Below are 14846 nucleotides of genomic sequence, written 5' to 3' on the forward strand. Positions count from 1 at the left end.
ATGGACCGGCCCGGCCAGCATCCGGCACCTTTGCGCGCGACCCCGGGCATCGGCCTCAGGCTGCCGCATCTGGCGCTCATCGCGCGCGGCGATGTCGATCCGCTGCTGCCCGACGGGCTGTGGTTCGAGGTGCATGCCGAGAACTTCATGGTTCCCGGCGGGCCACGCCGGGCGGCGCTGATCGACATCGCCGCCCGGCACCCGGTGTCGCTGCACGGCGTCGGCCTGGCGCTGGCCGGAACCGAACCGGCCCCGCTGCCGCACCTGCGGCGGCTGGCGCGGCTGTGCGACGATGTCGGGCCGGTCCTCGTTTCAGACCATCTGGCCTGGCAGCGCATCGGCCGCTGGCACGTGCCCGATTTCCTGCCTTTCCCGCGCACCCGCGCCGCGCTGGCGCTGACGGCGGCGAATGTCGATCGGGCACAGCAGATCCTTGGCCGGCGGCTGCTGATCGAAAACCCGTCCCACTATGTCGCGCAAGCCGATCTGCCGGGCGATCACGACATGCCCGAACATGCGTTTCTGGCCGAACTTGCCGACCGCACGGGCTGCGGGCTGCTGATCGACGTCAACAACATCCATGTCTCCGCCCATAATCTCGGGCTGGACGCGGTCGCGCTGGTCGATGCGGTGCCGGCCGAGGCGGTCGCCGAAATCCATGTCGCGGGCCACAGCGCCGATCCCGGCGGCAGGCTGCTGATCGACAGCCATGACTGTCCCGTCGCCTCGGCCGTGTTCGCCCTTGCTGAACGGCTGCTGGCCCGCACCGGGCCGGTGCCGCTGCTCGTCGAGCGCGACGCCGATCTGCCCCCTTTGCAGCCCTGCTGGCCGAGGCGGAGGCGTTTTCCCCGCTGCTGGCGGCGGCGGGCGGGACCGGGCCGCGACACTATGCGGCCTGAGCCGGTCCCTGCGGCGACGGCCCGCTGCCCCCCGCAGCGCCGGAGGCCTTCGAGGCGCGGTTCGCGCGTCTTCTGTCGCTGCCCGTGTCCGGACGCTTTGGGCGACCCGCAATACCGGCGGGCCGGGAGGCAGCGGCCGCGATTGCCGTTCACCGCAACAATGCGCTGGTGGCAGCGCAGACCGCGCTTCAGGACAATTATCCCGTGCTGCGGGCGATGATCGGCGCGGACGGCTTTGCCGCGCTGGCGCTGCGCCACATTCGTCGGCAGCCGCCGGCCGATCCCCGGCTGTGCCTATACGGGCGCGGGCTGGCGACGACGATCGCGCGGATCCGCCCGCTCGCCGCATGGCCATGGCTCGCCGATGTCGCGCGCCTCGAATGGCTGGTGGTACGGGCGCTGTTCGCCGCCGATGCGAAGCCGCTCCGCGCACCGCCCTCGCCCAGCCAGCGCTGGCCGCTCGCTCCGGCGACCGGCTGGTGCGCGTCGCCGCATCCGGTGGCCACGTTGTGGGCGGCCCATCAGCCGAGGGCGGAATGGCCGGCGGCGTTCCCGGACCATGGCGAGCTGGCGCTCGTTACCCGCGCCGGTGCGGGGGTGCAGGTCAGGCCGGTCGCCCGCGACGCGCTGCCGCTGCTCGACGCCCTTCGCGCCGGCAAGACGCTGGCCGATGCGGCATCGGCGCTGCCCCCGGCGGCGCTGGCCCAGTTGCCGACGCTCGCCAGGGTCGGCGCACTTATTCCCATCCACGGAGAGACTGCATGAACATCTATGCCCGGCTGGCTGCATTGCTCACGCACATCCCCGACTCGCTCTGGCTGCTGGTTGCACGGCTGGGCGCGGCGGCGGTGTTTTTCCTGTCCGGCCGCACCAAGGTCGAGGGGCTGCTGACGATCAAGGAGTCGACCTATACATTGTTCGAATATGAATATGCGCTGCCGCTCGTCCCGCCCGGCATCGCCGCCCATGCCGCGACCTATTGCGAGCATCTGTTTCCCATCCTGCTCGCGCTCGGCCTGTTCACCCGCCTCGGTGCGCTCGGCCTGATGGGCATGACGGCCACGATCCAGATCTTCGTCTATCCCGATGCGTGGCCGACCCATTTGTCGTGGGCGGCGATGCTGCTGCCGCTCATCGCGCGCGGCGGCGGCCAATGGTCGCTGGACCGGCTGCTCGGCACCGAACGCAGCCCCGTGCAGATGATCGCCGCCTGATGCCGCTGTCGTTCGTCCCGTTGCTGGCGGCGGCACTCGCATGCCCGGGCGCTGGCCTGAGTGTCGACATTCTGGGATCGGGCGGCCCGATTGCCGAGGGGCGCGCCGGGCCATCCTATCTGGTGCGGATCGACGGGCGGCCACGACTGCTGATCGATGCGGGGCCGGGGCGGCGCTGCGGCTGGGCGAGGCCGGGGTTGCCCCCGCTGCACTGGATGCGATCGCGATCAGCCATCTGCATGTCGACCATGCCGGTGATCTTGCCGCGATCCTCAAGACATCGAACTTTGCCGACCCGCCGGCCCGGCTGACGCTGTTCGGGCCGGACGGCAGCGGGGTGTTTGCCGGCATCAGCGCGCACATGACGGTGATCGCGGGGGAAAATGGCGCTTTTGCCTATCTTGCCGACTGGCTGGCCGAGCCGGCACCGCGCCTTGCGATCCGCGAGATTGCCGCCGCCGACATCAGGTCCGGCGCGGAAAAAGTGCTGATCACGGGGGATGATTATGTGCTGTCCGCGCTTCCCGTCCATCATGGGCCGGTCCCCGCCCTTGCCTATCTGGTGCGGGCCGGCGGGCGGATGATCGTGTTCGCAGGGGACCAGAGCGCGCTGTCATCAGGCTTTGAGGCGCGGCTGGCCGGCAGCCGGCCCGATCTGCTGATCATGCATCATGCGATCCCCGAAGGCCCGGGGCAGCCCCGCGGGTTGCACCGCCCGCCCGCCGACATCGGCGCCGCCGCCGCCCGGCTGATGGCGAAGCGGCTGATCCTCACCCACAATATGGCACGTGCGCTGGTGCGCCGGGCCGAGGGGCTGGCCGCGATCGCGCGCCATTATCCCGGCCCGGTCACCATCGCGGACGACAAGGCCTGTTTTTCAGCCTCGGCCGGCGATTGAGGACAGCACGTCGGCCGGATCGGCGCGGTGCCGGAAATCGCGGTCGACATGAGCGAAACGCACGATGCGGTCACGGCCGATGACGAACGTCGCCGGGATCGGCAGGATGCCGCTCGCCGCGCCGTAAAGCGCATCCAGATCCATCCCCGCCGCCTGATAACGGGCGATCAGATCGGCCCCGACGAAGAAACCCAGCCCCAGCGACAGCGTCGCGCCGAAATCGACATCGCACAGCACCTGCCCCGCCGGGCCAAGCAGCGCCGCCATGTCGGCCGCCCGCCCGCCAAGCTCCGGCGTGACCGCGACCAGCCGCGCTCCCGCTGCATCGAGCGCAGGTCGCGCACCGCGCCAGCTTTCGATCTCGCCCACGCACCATGGGCACCAGAGCCCGCGATGAAAGCTGAGCACGACCGGCCCCCGGTCCAGCAGCGACGCCAGCCCCACCAGCCGCCCGCGCGCGTCGGGCAGAGCCAGATCGGGAAAGACATCGCCGACCGCCGGCGCACTTGCCCCGGCATCGAGCGCAGCAAGCGTTGCCACCAGCCGGTCCGCCGCGCGGTGCCAATAGCCCTCGTCCGCACGCGGTGGCGCGCTCGCACCCTCAAAAGACCCATCCATCAATCGCCGTTAGCGCAAAACCGCAGCTGACGCGACGTCTGGCCCCGGCGACAATCGATGCGCGGTCGCTGTCACCGCATCGTCGACGACCATAGCCATGCCGATCGCCAGGACCGAAGGGGTGGACGACGAGGATCATGGTTGGTCGGGGAGACAGGATTCGAACCTGCGACCCTCTGCTCCCAAAGCAGATGCGCTACCAGGCTGCGCTACTCCCCGACACGGCTTTTCCCTTAGGCGCTGCCCTCTGGCACGGTCAATCGGAGATCACCGGAGCGGCAACAGCGGGCAGCAGATGGCGGCGGCCGGCAGGGGGAGTCCCCGAATAGTCCCCGACGGGGTTCTGGGGATGTTCCGGGAACGGGGTTGTTTTTTGGAAGCCCGACAGCAGGCACTCAACTACCCCGCCCAGACCGCCGACGCTGCACCAGATCCAGAGGCGCATCAAAGCAGCCCGTCTGAACCCACCTAGGGTCGAGACTCGATCAGAGCCAGAATGCGACGGCGGCAGCGAGGCTTATGGCCGACAGGAAGTTCCTGGCGAGCTTGTCGTAGCGGGTAGCGATGCGGCGGAAGTCGTTGAGGCGGCAGAACATGGCCTCGACGCGCCAACGGTCCTTGTCGCGTCGTTCGTCATATTGGATCGGGCGCTTGCGGTTGCGCCGTCCGGGGATCACCGGGATCGTGCCCTGCTCGCGCAAGGCAGCCCGGATGCGGTTGGCATCTTAGCCGCGGTCGGCGATCACCCGCTTCATTCCAGCCGTTTCGCCGATCAGCAGGTCAGCGCCTTTCACATCCGAGGTATTGCCGGGCGTCAGGACGAGGCGGAGGGGCCGTCCGAGGACATCGACAAGGGCGTGGATCTTCGTCGTCCGGCCGCCACGCGAGATGCCAATGGCATTGGCCCGCGCCCCCCTTTTGCGCCGTCGGCGGAGCGGTGGGCTTTGATGTAGCTGCTGTCGATCTGACCGGTCTCCGCGATCCAGCCTTCCTCAGTGAGCGCCGCCAAGATGCGCGTCCAGATGCCCCGGCGGCTCCACCGGTTCCAGCGGTTGTAGACCGTCGTCGAAGGGCCGTGTTCGGGCGGGCAGTCCGCCCAGCGGCCACCGCACTTCAGCATGTGCACGATGCCCGAGATCACCCGCCGGTCATCGACGCGACGCGCTCCGGGCTGGTTCTTCGGCAAGTGCGGCTCGATCGCAGCCCATGCTTCATCCGACAGCCAAAACAACGAACGCGACATTTCCAAAGCCTCCTGCCTCAGCGGAGACTCCCTGAATCAATGTGCGCGGCAAGTTTCAAGAGGCTGATTGGGTTTTGGCCCTAATGCCGCCTGCCCATCTGTCGGCTCGAAGTTGACATGAACCACGTTGTTGGCACTATCTGGAGAGGACTGGACACCACCCCCACCGCCTATCCCATCAAGCGGGCCGGCGAAGCCAGCGCCGCTGACCCAAAACCAACTTCCCCAATAGTCGTGGTATTTTTGCCGAGAACCAGTAACGACAATGGTATCGTTATAGTCTTCTGTCTCCGTAGACACGCTTGATGCCCTTTCTGACTATCTCGCAATATTACATATTTCAGCGCCGTCGAAGCTATAGGAGTAACGGAGCATCAAAACGGTCCGAGATTTGTTTTTCATTTCGGAAAGCAGAGAGAGTCCTGCGACAGAATAGTGATGCGATGGAAAAATCGATAGTTTCGAAAATGGAACATCGCTCTGGGCGATCATTTTTGGCCTTGTTTTAGATCCATCTTTGCAGACGGCGAACGAAGCAATCAAAGAAGACTTTCTGTAACGCCAGAGGCCCACGTAAAACGTATCGTGGTCGGTCCTAGGGGGGAAGGTACGGGAATGGCCATTACGAACTTCGCGGCGTTACCCGGCAGCCTCATGTCCTCTCGTGTCCATGCACCCTTGAAAACAGAACCGACTTTTGCTGGGACAACGCCTTGAGTTGTATAACCGACCGCCACCTGGCCCCTGAACTCGTAGATGCTTCCGTTGACCTCGGAGAGATCGTCAACACAGGATCCAGTCACTTTCGATATCGAAGTAATAGCCAGATCGACGCCTGGCTGTATCCGGATTGCAGTGGGATTCTTGGGTAGGTCCGTTACAACAAGATCACCAGCGACTTCGGCGGGCGTATCGCATTCTGGACGTACAGAGATTTTCGCACCCTCTCCTGCTTCTTGGTCCTTCACGGCGGCGATCATAGGGTAAACACCAGAGCTAGTCGCGATAAGAAAGATGCTGCCTAAGCTCAACAGACGGATTGGGGCGCGTTTTCGCATCGACGACCTCCTGCAGATACGCGTAAGTCGTATCGGATGCCCGTTGCTGTGGCTATGAGTCCGTTTGAGAATGTTCAGGGATGTACGATCCGTCGCAGCATGTCCGTCGTCAGGACATTCGGCACAGATCGCGGCGTAAATTAGCGGAGTGCGGGCGTCGTCTGGGGATTGATGTTAGGCGGCGAGCTTGCGGTGCTGCAAGCGCCGATGGTCGATGGTCTGTCGCTTGATCCTTTCGCGCTGTTTGATGATGGCTGGAGCCCTGCCGCAGTAGGCGTCGGCGGGCGTCACGTTGTTCAGGCTCTCGTGGTAACGCTGGTGGTTGTAGTGCTCGACGAAGGCCTCGATCTGGGCCTCAAGGTCGCCGGGCAGGAAGTAGTTTTCCAGCAGGATGCGGTTCTTCAGTGTCTGGTGCCAGCGCTCGATCTTGCCCTGGGTCTGGGGATGACACGGGGCGCCGCGGACGTGGCTCATCTTCCGGGCCTCGATGTATTCCGCCAGTTCGCCAGCAATGTAGCTGGGGCCGTTATCGCTGAGCAGCCGGGGTTTATGCAGCACCGTGGCGCTGTCGCAGCCCGAGGCCTTGAGGGCGAGGTCCAGCGTGTCGGTGACGTCCTCGGCTCGCATGTTGGTGCACAGCTTCCAGGCGATGATGTAGCGCGAGAAGTCGTCGAGCACGGTCGACAGGTACATCCAGCCCCACCCGATGATCTTGAAGTAGGTGAAGTCAGTCTGCCACATCTCGTTCGGGCGGGTGGTCTTGGTGTGGAACTGGTCGGCCGCCTTGATCACGACATAGGCCGGGCTGGTGATCAGGTCGTGGGCCTTGAGCAGCCGGTAAACCGTGGCTTCCGATACGAAGTAGCGCTGCTCGTCGGTGAAGCGCACGGCCAGCTCTCGGGGGCTCAGCTCAGACTGTTCCAGCGCCAGCTCGATGATCTGGTCGTGGATGTTGGCCGGGATGCGGTTCCACACCCGGCTCGGCGCCGATGGCCGATCTTCCAACGCCTCCGGCCCGCCTTCAAGGTAACGGTCATACCAGCGATAGAACGTCCGGCGGGGGATGCCGAGCTGCTCCAGCGTGCGCTTGGCAGGCAGGTGTGACTGCTCGACGATCCTGATGATCTCGAGCTTCTCGGATGCGGGATACCTCATTCGTCGTCGCCCCCATCCGCGACGATGCTTTTTTTGAGCAACCGGTTTTCCAGCATCAGATCGGCCACGCATTCCTTCAGCGCACGGGCTTCGCGACGCAGGTCCTGCACCTCGCCGGTGGTCGCGGCACGGGCAGTGTCGCCCGCAAGGCGGCGCTTGCCCGCTTCCATGAACTCCTTCGACCAGGTGTAGTACAGGCTCTGGGCGATCCCTTCCTTGCGGCACAGCTCGGCGATGCTGTCGTCACCGCGCAGGCCTTCCAGCACGATCCGGATCTTGTCCTCGGCCGAGAAGTGGCGTCGGGTCTGTCGCCGGATGTCCTTCACCACCCGCTCCGCAGGGGCCTTCACCGGCGATTTTGCATTGGAGGATCTGGGCTTCATCTTCGTTCCTTCGTCACTGCGACGAAGCCCAGATCCTCCTTAAATCACAACCTCAAATCTGTGCCATTGGCGCTGACGGCGGACACGCCAAAGTCCTTCTGGCCGAGCTCCTCGACCTCTTCCGTCTTCTGCTTTCGGGCACGTCCCATGGTCACGCTCCTTCGGGGTTGATCGTTGGCAGGCCGAGCTCGGCCCGGATCAGGTTCATCTTGGCGATGATCGGTGCCCGCTTCCGGCGTTCGCGCTGCTTCGCGCGGTGGCTCCTCAGGTCGTGCGCCATCTCCGACCTGAGCTGATCGTGTGTCGTCACGGCTGATCTCCAGCAGTTCGAAGGCTTCGGGAGATGGCGGGCAGCGCGCGTCGTCGGCGTCGACGAGGTTCGCTTCGCCTAGTGAGATGCCGGCGCGCATGGCGGCCTCGATCTGCGAAGCACCGTCGCGGCGCAGGCGCCGGTAACGGCGCAACTGGGCTGAACCGCCGCTCACGCCGCCAAATCCTGATTCTGGTAGTCGGTCGCGCGCTCGAGGTGCCGGCGGCACGGCGCTATCCAGTCGAGGCGCGTCCCGGACTTGCCATGCTGCCAGACCAGCCAGGCATAGGAAGTCGCCGTCGATCCGTTGGCCGAAAGCTTGCCCTTGTGCATGACGACGCGCTCGGTGAACTGCAGCGCCCACGACGGCCGCCGGATCGAGAACAGGCGCTCGAAGCGCCCTACCCCTTCAAGGAAAGAGGTGCGCAGGATCATCGCGACGCCCATGCGGCTGGTCTCGAGAGCGCGTGCGATGAACTGCTCAGCAAGCCGGAAAGGCGGGTTGGTGATGGTCCAATCGGTCAGATCGAGCTGATCGGCTGGCCCGAACAGATAATCCGCCACGGGAAAGCCGACGCCATAGTCATGGACATCGCTGGCGCGCACCTCGGCGAAATACTCGGCGAGCGGCCTGACCATGTGGCCGCGGTTGGCCGCCGGCTCGCGCACGGTCTGCGCGTCGAGTGAGATATCCATGTCCAAGCCAAGCAGCCATTCACAAAGGGCGCGCGTCGCCCAGGGCGGCGTCGGGAAATCCTCAAGCGAGTCATGCGCCTCGACACGACGCTGCATCACGGCGGTGGAGCGGTTCTGGCTCATCGGCCGCTCCCGAGCTTGGCGTTGATCTCGTTCCAGCCCTTGGCCCAGGCGCGATAGGCCGTGCTGCCGATTGGATACGGGTTCGCGGTGGAAGGCTGGCCGTCAAAGCGAGCGCGCGAGCCAGCACCGAACGCGGGATGGTTGGCCGCCATCAGCCGGCATCCGCCATGCTGGAGAGCGGCAGAACGGCAGCGATGATCTTGTCGGCCGCGGCGCGGGTGATCGGTCGTTCGACATGGTCGATGCGCCCGTCCGCAGCCGCCTGAGCGATGGGCGCGGTGTGCTCGATCAGCTGGGCAACAATCACGCCGGGCGAGATTTCGTCGGGCTCATCAAGCGGCGTGGCGCCGCCATAACCGATCAGCGCCAGGATCGAGTTCACGGCCTTGCCGCCCAGGACAACTGCAATCGAAAGAGCACTCGACAGAGGCGTCTCGCGGATCTCTGCCGGATCGTTCGCCATATAGGACCGGATGGCGCGCAGCTTCAGGCCGGACAGATGAGCGACCTGCTCGGCCGTAAACTTGCGCTCGATCAGGATCGCGGTCTGCAGAAGCGCGCGCACCGTCTCGGTCACGCGATCGCGCGAGACGATTGGCGACCCTTCCGCTGCACAATGGTCAGACACGGGCTACTCCGGCGACATGGGGGAAAGACGGAAAAACGTGTGCTGCGCCGAGCACGGGGGTGGGGCATTGCCCGACGCAGCACACAGGTGCCGCACGCCTACGCCGTGCGGTGTCAGCGGGAGTGCCGACGGGGAAACAGAGGATCCGGGCGGGCTCATGCGGCCGACTTGGCTCTGCTGCAGTCGGCGCCACTCGCGTCGGCGCACCGCCGCATCATTGCGGCCAGTTCCTCCCGCACGATCCGGCGGATGTCATGCTCGGTCGGCTGGGTCATACTGCGGCCTTGCGACGCGCGCGGGGGCGCTTCGGAACCCAAGGCTCATGGTTCGGGTAGGTCGCCATGAAGCGACGGATTGCCTGCTCTGTTTCCGGCCAAACGCGGCGCTTTTCTTCGCGCAGCTGCCGCACGAGATGGCGGTCGCCACGCGCCTGTTCGCCGAAACGCGTCGGCGACATGTCGTGAGCTGTCAGGAAAGCTTCGATGTCAACGAGGAGCGTGCTCATGCAGCCCGTTATAAGGTGTGATACTGCACACCGTCAACGGGTGATATTGCCCGACTGCCGATCGCTCGCGGCGACATGCGATACCCGCGGCATGGCCGACGGGTTCGACATGGACGCGGTGCGCGCAGTCTTGAAAGACCTCATGGACAAGCGCGACATCAAGCGAAAGCCGCTCGCCAAGCAGGCGGGCTTAGGTGAAACGGCTATCCGCGATCTGTTTGATGAAAAGCGGCACGATGTCCGCGTCGGCACCCTTGTGAAGCTTGCCGAGTTCTTTGACGTCAGCTTAGACCATATAGCTGGGCGCGATCCTGTGCCACTGCTCGGTAAGATCGGGGCGGGCGGAGCAATTTTGTTCGAAGAAACTGACGAGCCTGAGTGCGTCCCGCGCCCGCCGCTCGCGGCTGGCCGGCTTATGGCGCTCGAAGTAAGCGGCGACTCTATGCTGCCTAAATACGAGGCGGGAGACGTCATCTATGTCCGCCGTGATCATGATGGCGTGCTGCCGGAATACCTCGGCGAGTATTGCGCGGTCTGCACCGCCGATGGCGGGACGTTTCTGAAGATCCTTGCGCCTGGAACCATGCCGGGCCGCTACACCCTGCGATCCTTGAACGCCGCTGACATGATGGATGTGGAGGTCATATGGGCTACGCCAGTGCTCTGGGTTATGCCGCGACGCTCGCGGCCTCGGCCGTAATCCAAGAGGAGCTCCCGTCCACCCCGGTCCGGGACGCCTCTGAACTCTACGAAAATTGCACCGCCAAAGAGCTGGACCGCGGCATGCAGTGCTACGCCTTTATCGGCGGGGTCATCGACGGCTATTACCTCGGGAGCGGCTTAGCGGAAGCTCCGCTGGTCTTTTGCATGCCGGATCAAACGACAATGCGCGAAAGCCGCAAAGTCGTCGTCGACTTTATGAAGCGCCGCCCAGACGCCTTGAACCGTCAGGCTGCGGTGGTTGTTTTGACCGCCTTGAAAGAGGGATACCCCTGCGCCAAAAAATAAGTGTGAGATAGCACACCTTCCCGCTTGACTTGGTGTGTAATATCACACTAATGTTCGCTCATCACCAGGGAGCGGACGAATGTCGCGGGTCAACACTCAGCCCGGATGCAACTGGGCATTGCGCCAGATGGTCGAAGACGATGCCCCGGCGGGCATCGCGCGCTGGTGGGATCACCCCGAGGCGCGGGCTATCCTCGAAGCGCTGGCGCTGAACCCGCCTGCGCTGGCCGAGCATCGGCGCGTCTACTACCGCACCCACGACGACTACATCCGCTATCTCGGTGCCGGTCCGGCTCGCCTTGAAGCGATCCGCGATCAGTATGAGTGCGAGGCCATGGGGCGCTGCGATCATGCGGCGTTCTATGCCCAGCGTCCCGTCGCATGGGTCATCTACGATCGGCTCACAGGGCGCCTGAGCGCGGCCCCGGCGCAGCGGGTGGCGGCATGACCCCTTATGCTCGCCACCTGATCCGCCGCGCGGTCGTGCCGGCGATGCTCTGGGCGGTGCCCGTCTTTGGGCTCATCGTCGGAGTGCTCGCGCTGTGAGCGCCGCCGTTGCCCGCCCCCGCGCACATCGGGCCGAAGAGTTCGAGCTGTTCTTCATCAACGAGGATGGCACCGCCCGCCTCAATCAAGGGCAGGCACCGATCAACCTGGCCGATGCACTCGAAACCTCCGCGGCGCTCTACCTGAAGGGTGAGCGCGTGATGATCCGGCACACCGACACTGCCGGTGCGGTCACGCTGCGCTTCTACCTGATCCGAGCGACCGCGCCGAAGTGGATGACCGTGGGCGGCCAAACCGTCCGGGTTGCGCGGCGCTACGCGGATCACCTGTTCGATCTCAAGCCGACGGAGAAGTTCCTTTGAACGCCATCTCAACCCGCGAAGCATGGCTTGCCGAGCGCCGCACCGGCATCGGCGGGAGCGATGTTGCCGCCATTCTCGGTGTGTCGCCTTACCGTTCTGCGCTGGACGTCTTCCTCGACAAGCGCGGCCTGCTCGTCGACCAAGCCGAGAGCGAACCAATGCGCTGGGGCACGCTGCTCGAGCCCGTCGTCCGGCAAGAATATGCGAACCGCACCGGTCGGAGCGTGGCGCTTCCGGAGGGCGTTCTTCGCCACCCGCGCTACGGGTTCATGCTGGCGAACCTCGACGGCATCGCGACCGATCGCCTTTACGAAGGAAAGACGGCGCGCACCGCAGAAGGCTGGGGCGAGCCCGGCAGCGACGAAGTGCCTCAAGGCTATTTGCTTCAGGTTCAGCACTACATGGCCGTCACCGGCTATGACGTGACCGACATCGCGGTGCTGATCGGCGGCAGTGACTTTCGCATCTACACCGTCGAAGCCGATGCCGAGCTGCACGAAATGCTGGTCGAGGCCGAGGCTGAGTTCTGGCGCCGCGTCACCGATGACGACCCGCCCGAACCGATAACCATGGCTGACGCTCTGAAGCGCTGGGGCCGTCAGAGCCGCGCCGATTCTGTCATCGCATGCCCGGAGGTGGCCGAGGCGGTTGACCAGTTGAGGGCGATCAAAGCGGCACAAGCCGACCTCGCGGCCCGCGAAGAAGCAGCCAAGCTGACGATCATGGCCGCGCTGGGCGATGCCGACACGCTCGTTGCTCGCGACGGCACGACGCTGTGCACGTGGAAGGCCGCGAAGGCAGCGGCTCGGCTGGACAGCAGGGCGCTGAAGGCCGCGCACCCCGAAATCTACTCGGCATTCCTCAAAGCTGACGAGCCGAACCGGCGCTTTCTGATCAAGTAGGAGCACGCACCAATGAACGAAGTCACCCGCATCGTGAACCCGATGGGCGGCGGTGTTACCGAGCCGACCAGCCGCATCGGGGCGGTCGCAAACACCGATCAGCAGCGCGCGATCGCCGAAGTTCAGGCCGCAATGATGATCGCCCGCGCCAACCCGCGCAACGAGGTCGGCGCGATGGACCGCATCCTGAATGCGTGCCAGCGTCAAGGTTTGGCCGAGGCCGCGCTCTACAGCTACTCGCGTGGCGGCTCTGAAATCACCGGCCCGTCGATCCGGCTGGCGGAGGCGCTGGCCCAGAACTGGGGCAATATTCAGTTCGGCATCCGCGAAATCGAGCAGCGGCACGGCGAATCTGTCGTTCAGGCCTTCGCTTGGGACGTGGAAACGAATGTCCGCCGCGAAATGACTTTCTCGGTTCCGCACACCCGACACACCAAGCGCGGCTCCTACAAGCTGGAAGACCCGCGCGACGTCTACGAGCTCGTCGCCAATAACGGCTCGCGTCGGCTGCGCTCGTGCATCCTCGCCGTGATCCCTGGCGACGTTATCGACACGGCGGTTCAGCAGTGCGAGGCGACGATGCGCGCCAAGGCTGACACGTCGCCGGAAGCGCTCCAGAAGATGGTCAACGCCTTCGCCGAGTTCGGCGTGAGCCAGCACCAGCTCGAGGCGCGCATTCAGCGTCGGTTCGACACGATCCAGCCAGCGCAGATCGTCGCACTACGCAAGATCTACCAGAGCCTTCGCGACAACATGTCCGTTCCCGCCGACTGGTTCGACCCTGCAGAAGGCGATGCTGCCGACGAAGCGAAGTCGACCGGCAACGAGGCTGCCAAAGAGGCGCTTCGCAAGCAGACCCGCGCCCGTTCACCCCAGTCCACCGAAACCGCCACTCCCCCGGCAGCGGCCGCCGGCCCCTCAACGTCGTCCGAACCCGTGGCGGACGGCGACCGAGGGGATGCGAATGACGACCGCGCTGAGGCCGTGACCTTGGCCGACGCTCTGGATCAGATCGACCAGGCGACGTCCCCGATGGACGTCAACTCGCGCGTCTCGGCGCTCCTGCCGGGCCTGACCGAAGAGGAAGGTGGGGTGCTGCGCGATCGCGCGGTGGAGCGGATCGCCAAGCTGAAGGAAGCGGCGAAGTGAGCCCGGCCCGCGATGCCGCAGAGGTCCGCCGGCTCATGGCCCGGAAGGCGGTGCTGGTCGCCCAGTTGCGCGAGGTCGAGGCGAGGCTTGCCGATCATGGTGCCCGCCTGAGCCGCGCCAATGGCCTGGTCGTGCCCCTCAAGGGCGCGGCGCTGGCCCGGCTGGCGGAGCATGGTCGTGGGTAATCGCAGCGCGGCTGTCCCGGCGCGCGCCGACGGCCGGCCGCGCATCCACCTGCGGGCGACACGATCGGGCGCGCGATTTCGCCACGGGGCGACCGGCATCGACCACGATGCCGCGAGCCTCGGCGAGGCCGTCGAGCGCGCGCTTGAAGCCATCGGCGGCCGTGATGCCGTCATCATCTTCTCGGGAGAGCAGAATGCCTGATCGTCCCCATTGTCGGCGGCCAGAAGCCTGCGAGGCCAAGGGTGCCGGCCACTGCCGGCGGTGCGCCGCCGCCGCGATGCACGCAGATCCGCACCGTGCGGCCAAGGTCAGCGCGAGCCTGAAAGCCCGGTTCGCCGATCCCGAGTTCAAGGCGCGCCACATGGAAAGGCTGATGGCGGTCCACAAAGACCCCGTCGTGATCGAGATCAGGCGCGAAAGCGGCAGGCGTTATGGCGCGGCCAACATTGCCACGACACGCACCCCCGAAGCGCGCGCGAAGGCAGGCAGATCGATCCGGCAGACCAGGTCCGGCTGGTGCCCGATCGATCTCCGTCCGCTCTACATCAAGCTGCGCAACACGTTCGGTGCGGCCGAAGCCCGGCGCATGATCGAGGATCAGATGCGCACCGACGCCAGGCGCGCGGCGGCGGCCATCGCCAAGTCGATCGAAAGGCTGGCGGCATGACTGGCGCTTACACCCATGTTGGCAAGCAGGTGCTGCTCGATGGCCTGCACTTCGCGGATGCTCGGGGCGAGCGCGCCGCCGAGCAAATCGCCGATCGCATGAACTCGATGTCTGCACTGATCGATGTGCTGGACGAGTGCGCCGAGTATCTCGCCCGGTTCTCGGATGCGGATGATCGCGGCCCGAACGAGGCAGCGATTTTGGAGGACCGGGTCCGCATCGCCATCGCCAGCGCGGAGGGCCGGGACAATGGCTGACGCAGCACAATCGGCAGTTGTCCACTGGATCAAAGCCGATCCGAGCGGCTCTGGTAATGTTACGGCATGTGGCAGGCG

At 65.5% G+C, this 14846-nt stretch carries 22 protein-coding genes, 1 tRNA gene and 1 pseudogene; 14 read left to right on the forward strand and 10 right to left on the reverse strand.

Annotated features, from left to right (window positions below):
• Genes GVO57_RS10970 through GVO57_RS10985 form a run of 4 tightly spaced genes read left to right on the forward strand, consistent with a single transcriptional unit; the run spans position 1 to position 3011 of the window.
• Entirely contained in the window at positions 1-1119 is a 1119-nt protein-coding gene (locus GVO57_RS10970) for a DUF692 domain-containing protein (RefSeq protein ID WP_160593167.1), read from the forward strand.
• Positions 1011-1664, forward strand: coding sequence for an HvfC/BufC N-terminal domain-containing protein (locus GVO57_RS10975; RefSeq protein ID WP_233281572.1), 654 nt, complete (start codon positions 1011-1013; stop codon positions 1662-1664). Before GVO57_RS10970 ends, GVO57_RS10975 begins: the two co-directional genes overlap by 109 nt.
• Positions 1661-2113 carry a DoxX family protein gene (locus GVO57_RS10980; RefSeq protein ID WP_160593169.1) on the forward strand — a complete coding sequence of 151 codons (453 nt, stop codon included), beginning with the start codon at positions 1661-1663 and terminating at the stop codon, positions 2111-2113. Before GVO57_RS10975 ends, GVO57_RS10980 begins: the two co-directional genes overlap by 4 nt.
• 40 nt (positions 2114-2153) lie before the next feature.
• Positions 2154-3011, forward strand: coding sequence for an MBL fold metallo-hydrolase (locus GVO57_RS10985; RefSeq protein WP_160593170.1), 858 nt, complete (start codon positions 2154-2156; stop codon positions 3009-3011).
• Here the strand turns inward: GVO57_RS10985 and GVO57_RS10990 are convergent.
• From GVO57_RS10990 to GVO57_RS11030, 10 genes and pseudogenes are all read right to left on the reverse strand, one after another.
• Positions 2991-3629, reverse strand: coding sequence for a peroxiredoxin-like family protein (locus GVO57_RS10990; protein ID WP_160593171.1), 639 nt, complete (start codon positions 3627-3629; stop codon positions 2991-2993). The genes GVO57_RS10985 and GVO57_RS10990 overlap by 21 nt on opposite strands.
• A 142-nt stretch (positions 3630-3771) precedes the next feature.
• Positions 3772-3848 (reverse strand) — tRNA-Pro (locus GVO57_RS10995).
• Positions 3849-4114: 266 nt separating this feature from the next.
• Positions 4115-4872 (reverse strand): annotated as a pseudogene (locus GVO57_RS11000) (IS5 family transposase).
• Positions 4873-5411: 539 nt separating this feature from the next.
• Positions 5412-5852 (reverse strand): hypothetical protein, encoded by a 441-nt coding sequence (locus GVO57_RS11005; protein WP_160593172.1) that lies wholly within the window; start codon positions 5850-5852, stop codon positions 5412-5414.
• 252 nt (positions 5853-6104) lie between these two features.
• Positions 6105-7468 (reverse strand): IS3 family transposase gene (locus tag GVO57_RS11010; RefSeq protein WP_160593173.1). Its coding sequence is split into 2 segments (ribosomal slippage): positions 6105-7120 and positions 7120-7468, totalling 1365 coding nucleotides; the frame shifts between segments, so codons are not numbered across the junction.
• Between the two features lie 44 nt (positions 7469-7512).
• Positions 7513-7953, reverse strand: a complete 441-nt coding sequence (locus GVO57_RS11015) for a hypothetical protein (RefSeq protein WP_160593174.1) — start codon at positions 7951-7953, stop codon at positions 7513-7515.
• On the reverse strand, positions 7950-8597 hold the full coding sequence (locus GVO57_RS11020; protein ID WP_160593175.1) for a methyltransferase: 648 nt from the start codon (positions 8595-8597) through the stop codon (positions 7950-7952). Before GVO57_RS11020 ends, GVO57_RS11015 begins: the two co-directional genes overlap by 4 nt.
• Complete coding sequence (locus tag GVO57_RS14645) at positions 8594-8749, reverse strand: ribosome modulation factor (protein WP_201752635.1); 156 nt, start codon at positions 8747-8749, stop codon at positions 8594-8596. The genes GVO57_RS11020 and GVO57_RS14645 overlap by 4 nt, the downstream gene beginning before the upstream one ends.
• Positions 8749-9174, reverse strand: a complete 426-nt coding sequence (locus tag GVO57_RS11025) for a hypothetical protein (RefSeq protein ID WP_160593176.1) — start codon at positions 9172-9174, stop codon at positions 8749-8751. Before GVO57_RS11025 ends, GVO57_RS14645 begins: the two co-directional genes overlap by 1 nt.
• A gap of 322 nt (positions 9175-9496) precedes the next feature.
• Complete coding sequence (locus GVO57_RS11030) at positions 9497-9730, reverse strand: hypothetical protein (protein ID WP_201752636.1); 234 nt, start codon at positions 9728-9730, stop codon at positions 9497-9499.
• A 91-nt stretch (positions 9731-9821) separates the two neighbouring features.
• Between GVO57_RS11030 and GVO57_RS11035 the strand changes: the two genes are divergently transcribed.
• The 10 genes from GVO57_RS11035 (at position 9822) to GVO57_RS11080 (ending at position 14768) form a co-directional block, all read left to right on the forward strand.
• Complete coding sequence (locus GVO57_RS11035) at positions 9822-10430, forward strand: S24 family peptidase (RefSeq protein ID WP_233281349.1); 609 nt, start codon at positions 9822-9824, stop codon at positions 10428-10430.
• Positions 10376-10738, forward strand: a complete 363-nt coding sequence (locus GVO57_RS11040; protein WP_160593177.1) for a Rap1a/Tai family immunity protein — start codon at positions 10376-10378, stop codon at positions 10736-10738. The genes GVO57_RS11035 and GVO57_RS11040 overlap by 55 nt, the downstream gene beginning before the upstream one ends.
• A 79-nt stretch (positions 10739-10817) precedes the next feature.
• Complete coding sequence (locus GVO57_RS11045) at positions 10818-11186, forward strand: hypothetical protein (RefSeq protein WP_160593178.1); 369 nt, start codon at positions 10818-10820, stop codon at positions 11184-11186.
• Between the two features lie 94 nt (positions 11187-11280).
• A complete protein-coding gene (locus GVO57_RS11050; protein WP_160593179.1) occupies positions 11281-11607 on the forward strand; it encodes a hypothetical protein in 327 nt (108 codons plus the stop codon).
• Entirely contained in the window at positions 11604-12509 is a 906-nt protein-coding gene (locus GVO57_RS11055; RefSeq protein WP_160593180.1) for a YqaJ viral recombinase family nuclease, read from the forward strand. Before GVO57_RS11050 ends, GVO57_RS11055 begins: the two co-directional genes overlap by 4 nt.
• A gap of 12 nt (positions 12510-12521) precedes the next feature.
• Entirely contained in the window at positions 12522-13658 is a 1137-nt protein-coding gene (locus tag GVO57_RS11060; RefSeq protein WP_201752637.1) for a hypothetical protein, read from the forward strand.
• Positions 13655-13843, forward strand: a complete 189-nt coding sequence (locus GVO57_RS11065) for a hypothetical protein (RefSeq protein WP_160593181.1) — start codon at positions 13655-13657, stop codon at positions 13841-13843. The genes GVO57_RS11060 and GVO57_RS11065 overlap by 4 nt, the downstream gene beginning before the upstream one ends.
• Positions 13830-14045, forward strand: a complete 216-nt coding sequence (locus GVO57_RS11070) for a hypothetical protein (RefSeq protein WP_160593182.1) — start codon at positions 13830-13832, stop codon at positions 14043-14045. The genes GVO57_RS11065 and GVO57_RS11070 overlap by 14 nt, the downstream gene beginning before the upstream one ends.
• A gap of 76 nt (positions 14046-14121) precedes the next feature.
• Positions 14122-14511, forward strand: a complete 390-nt coding sequence (locus GVO57_RS11075; RefSeq protein ID WP_160593183.1) for a hypothetical protein — start codon at positions 14122-14124, stop codon at positions 14509-14511.
• Positions 14508-14768 (forward strand): hypothetical protein, encoded by a 261-nt coding sequence (locus GVO57_RS11080; protein ID WP_160593184.1) that lies wholly within the window; start codon positions 14508-14510, stop codon positions 14766-14768. The genes GVO57_RS11075 and GVO57_RS11080 overlap by 4 nt, the downstream gene beginning before the upstream one ends.
• Positions 14769-14846: the final 78 nt, after the last annotated feature.

This window comes from Sphingomonas changnyeongensis (assembly GCF_009913435.1).
Classification (GTDB): domain Bacteria; phylum Pseudomonadota; class Alphaproteobacteria; order Sphingomonadales; family Sphingomonadaceae; genus Sphingomonas_B; species Sphingomonas_B changnyeongensis.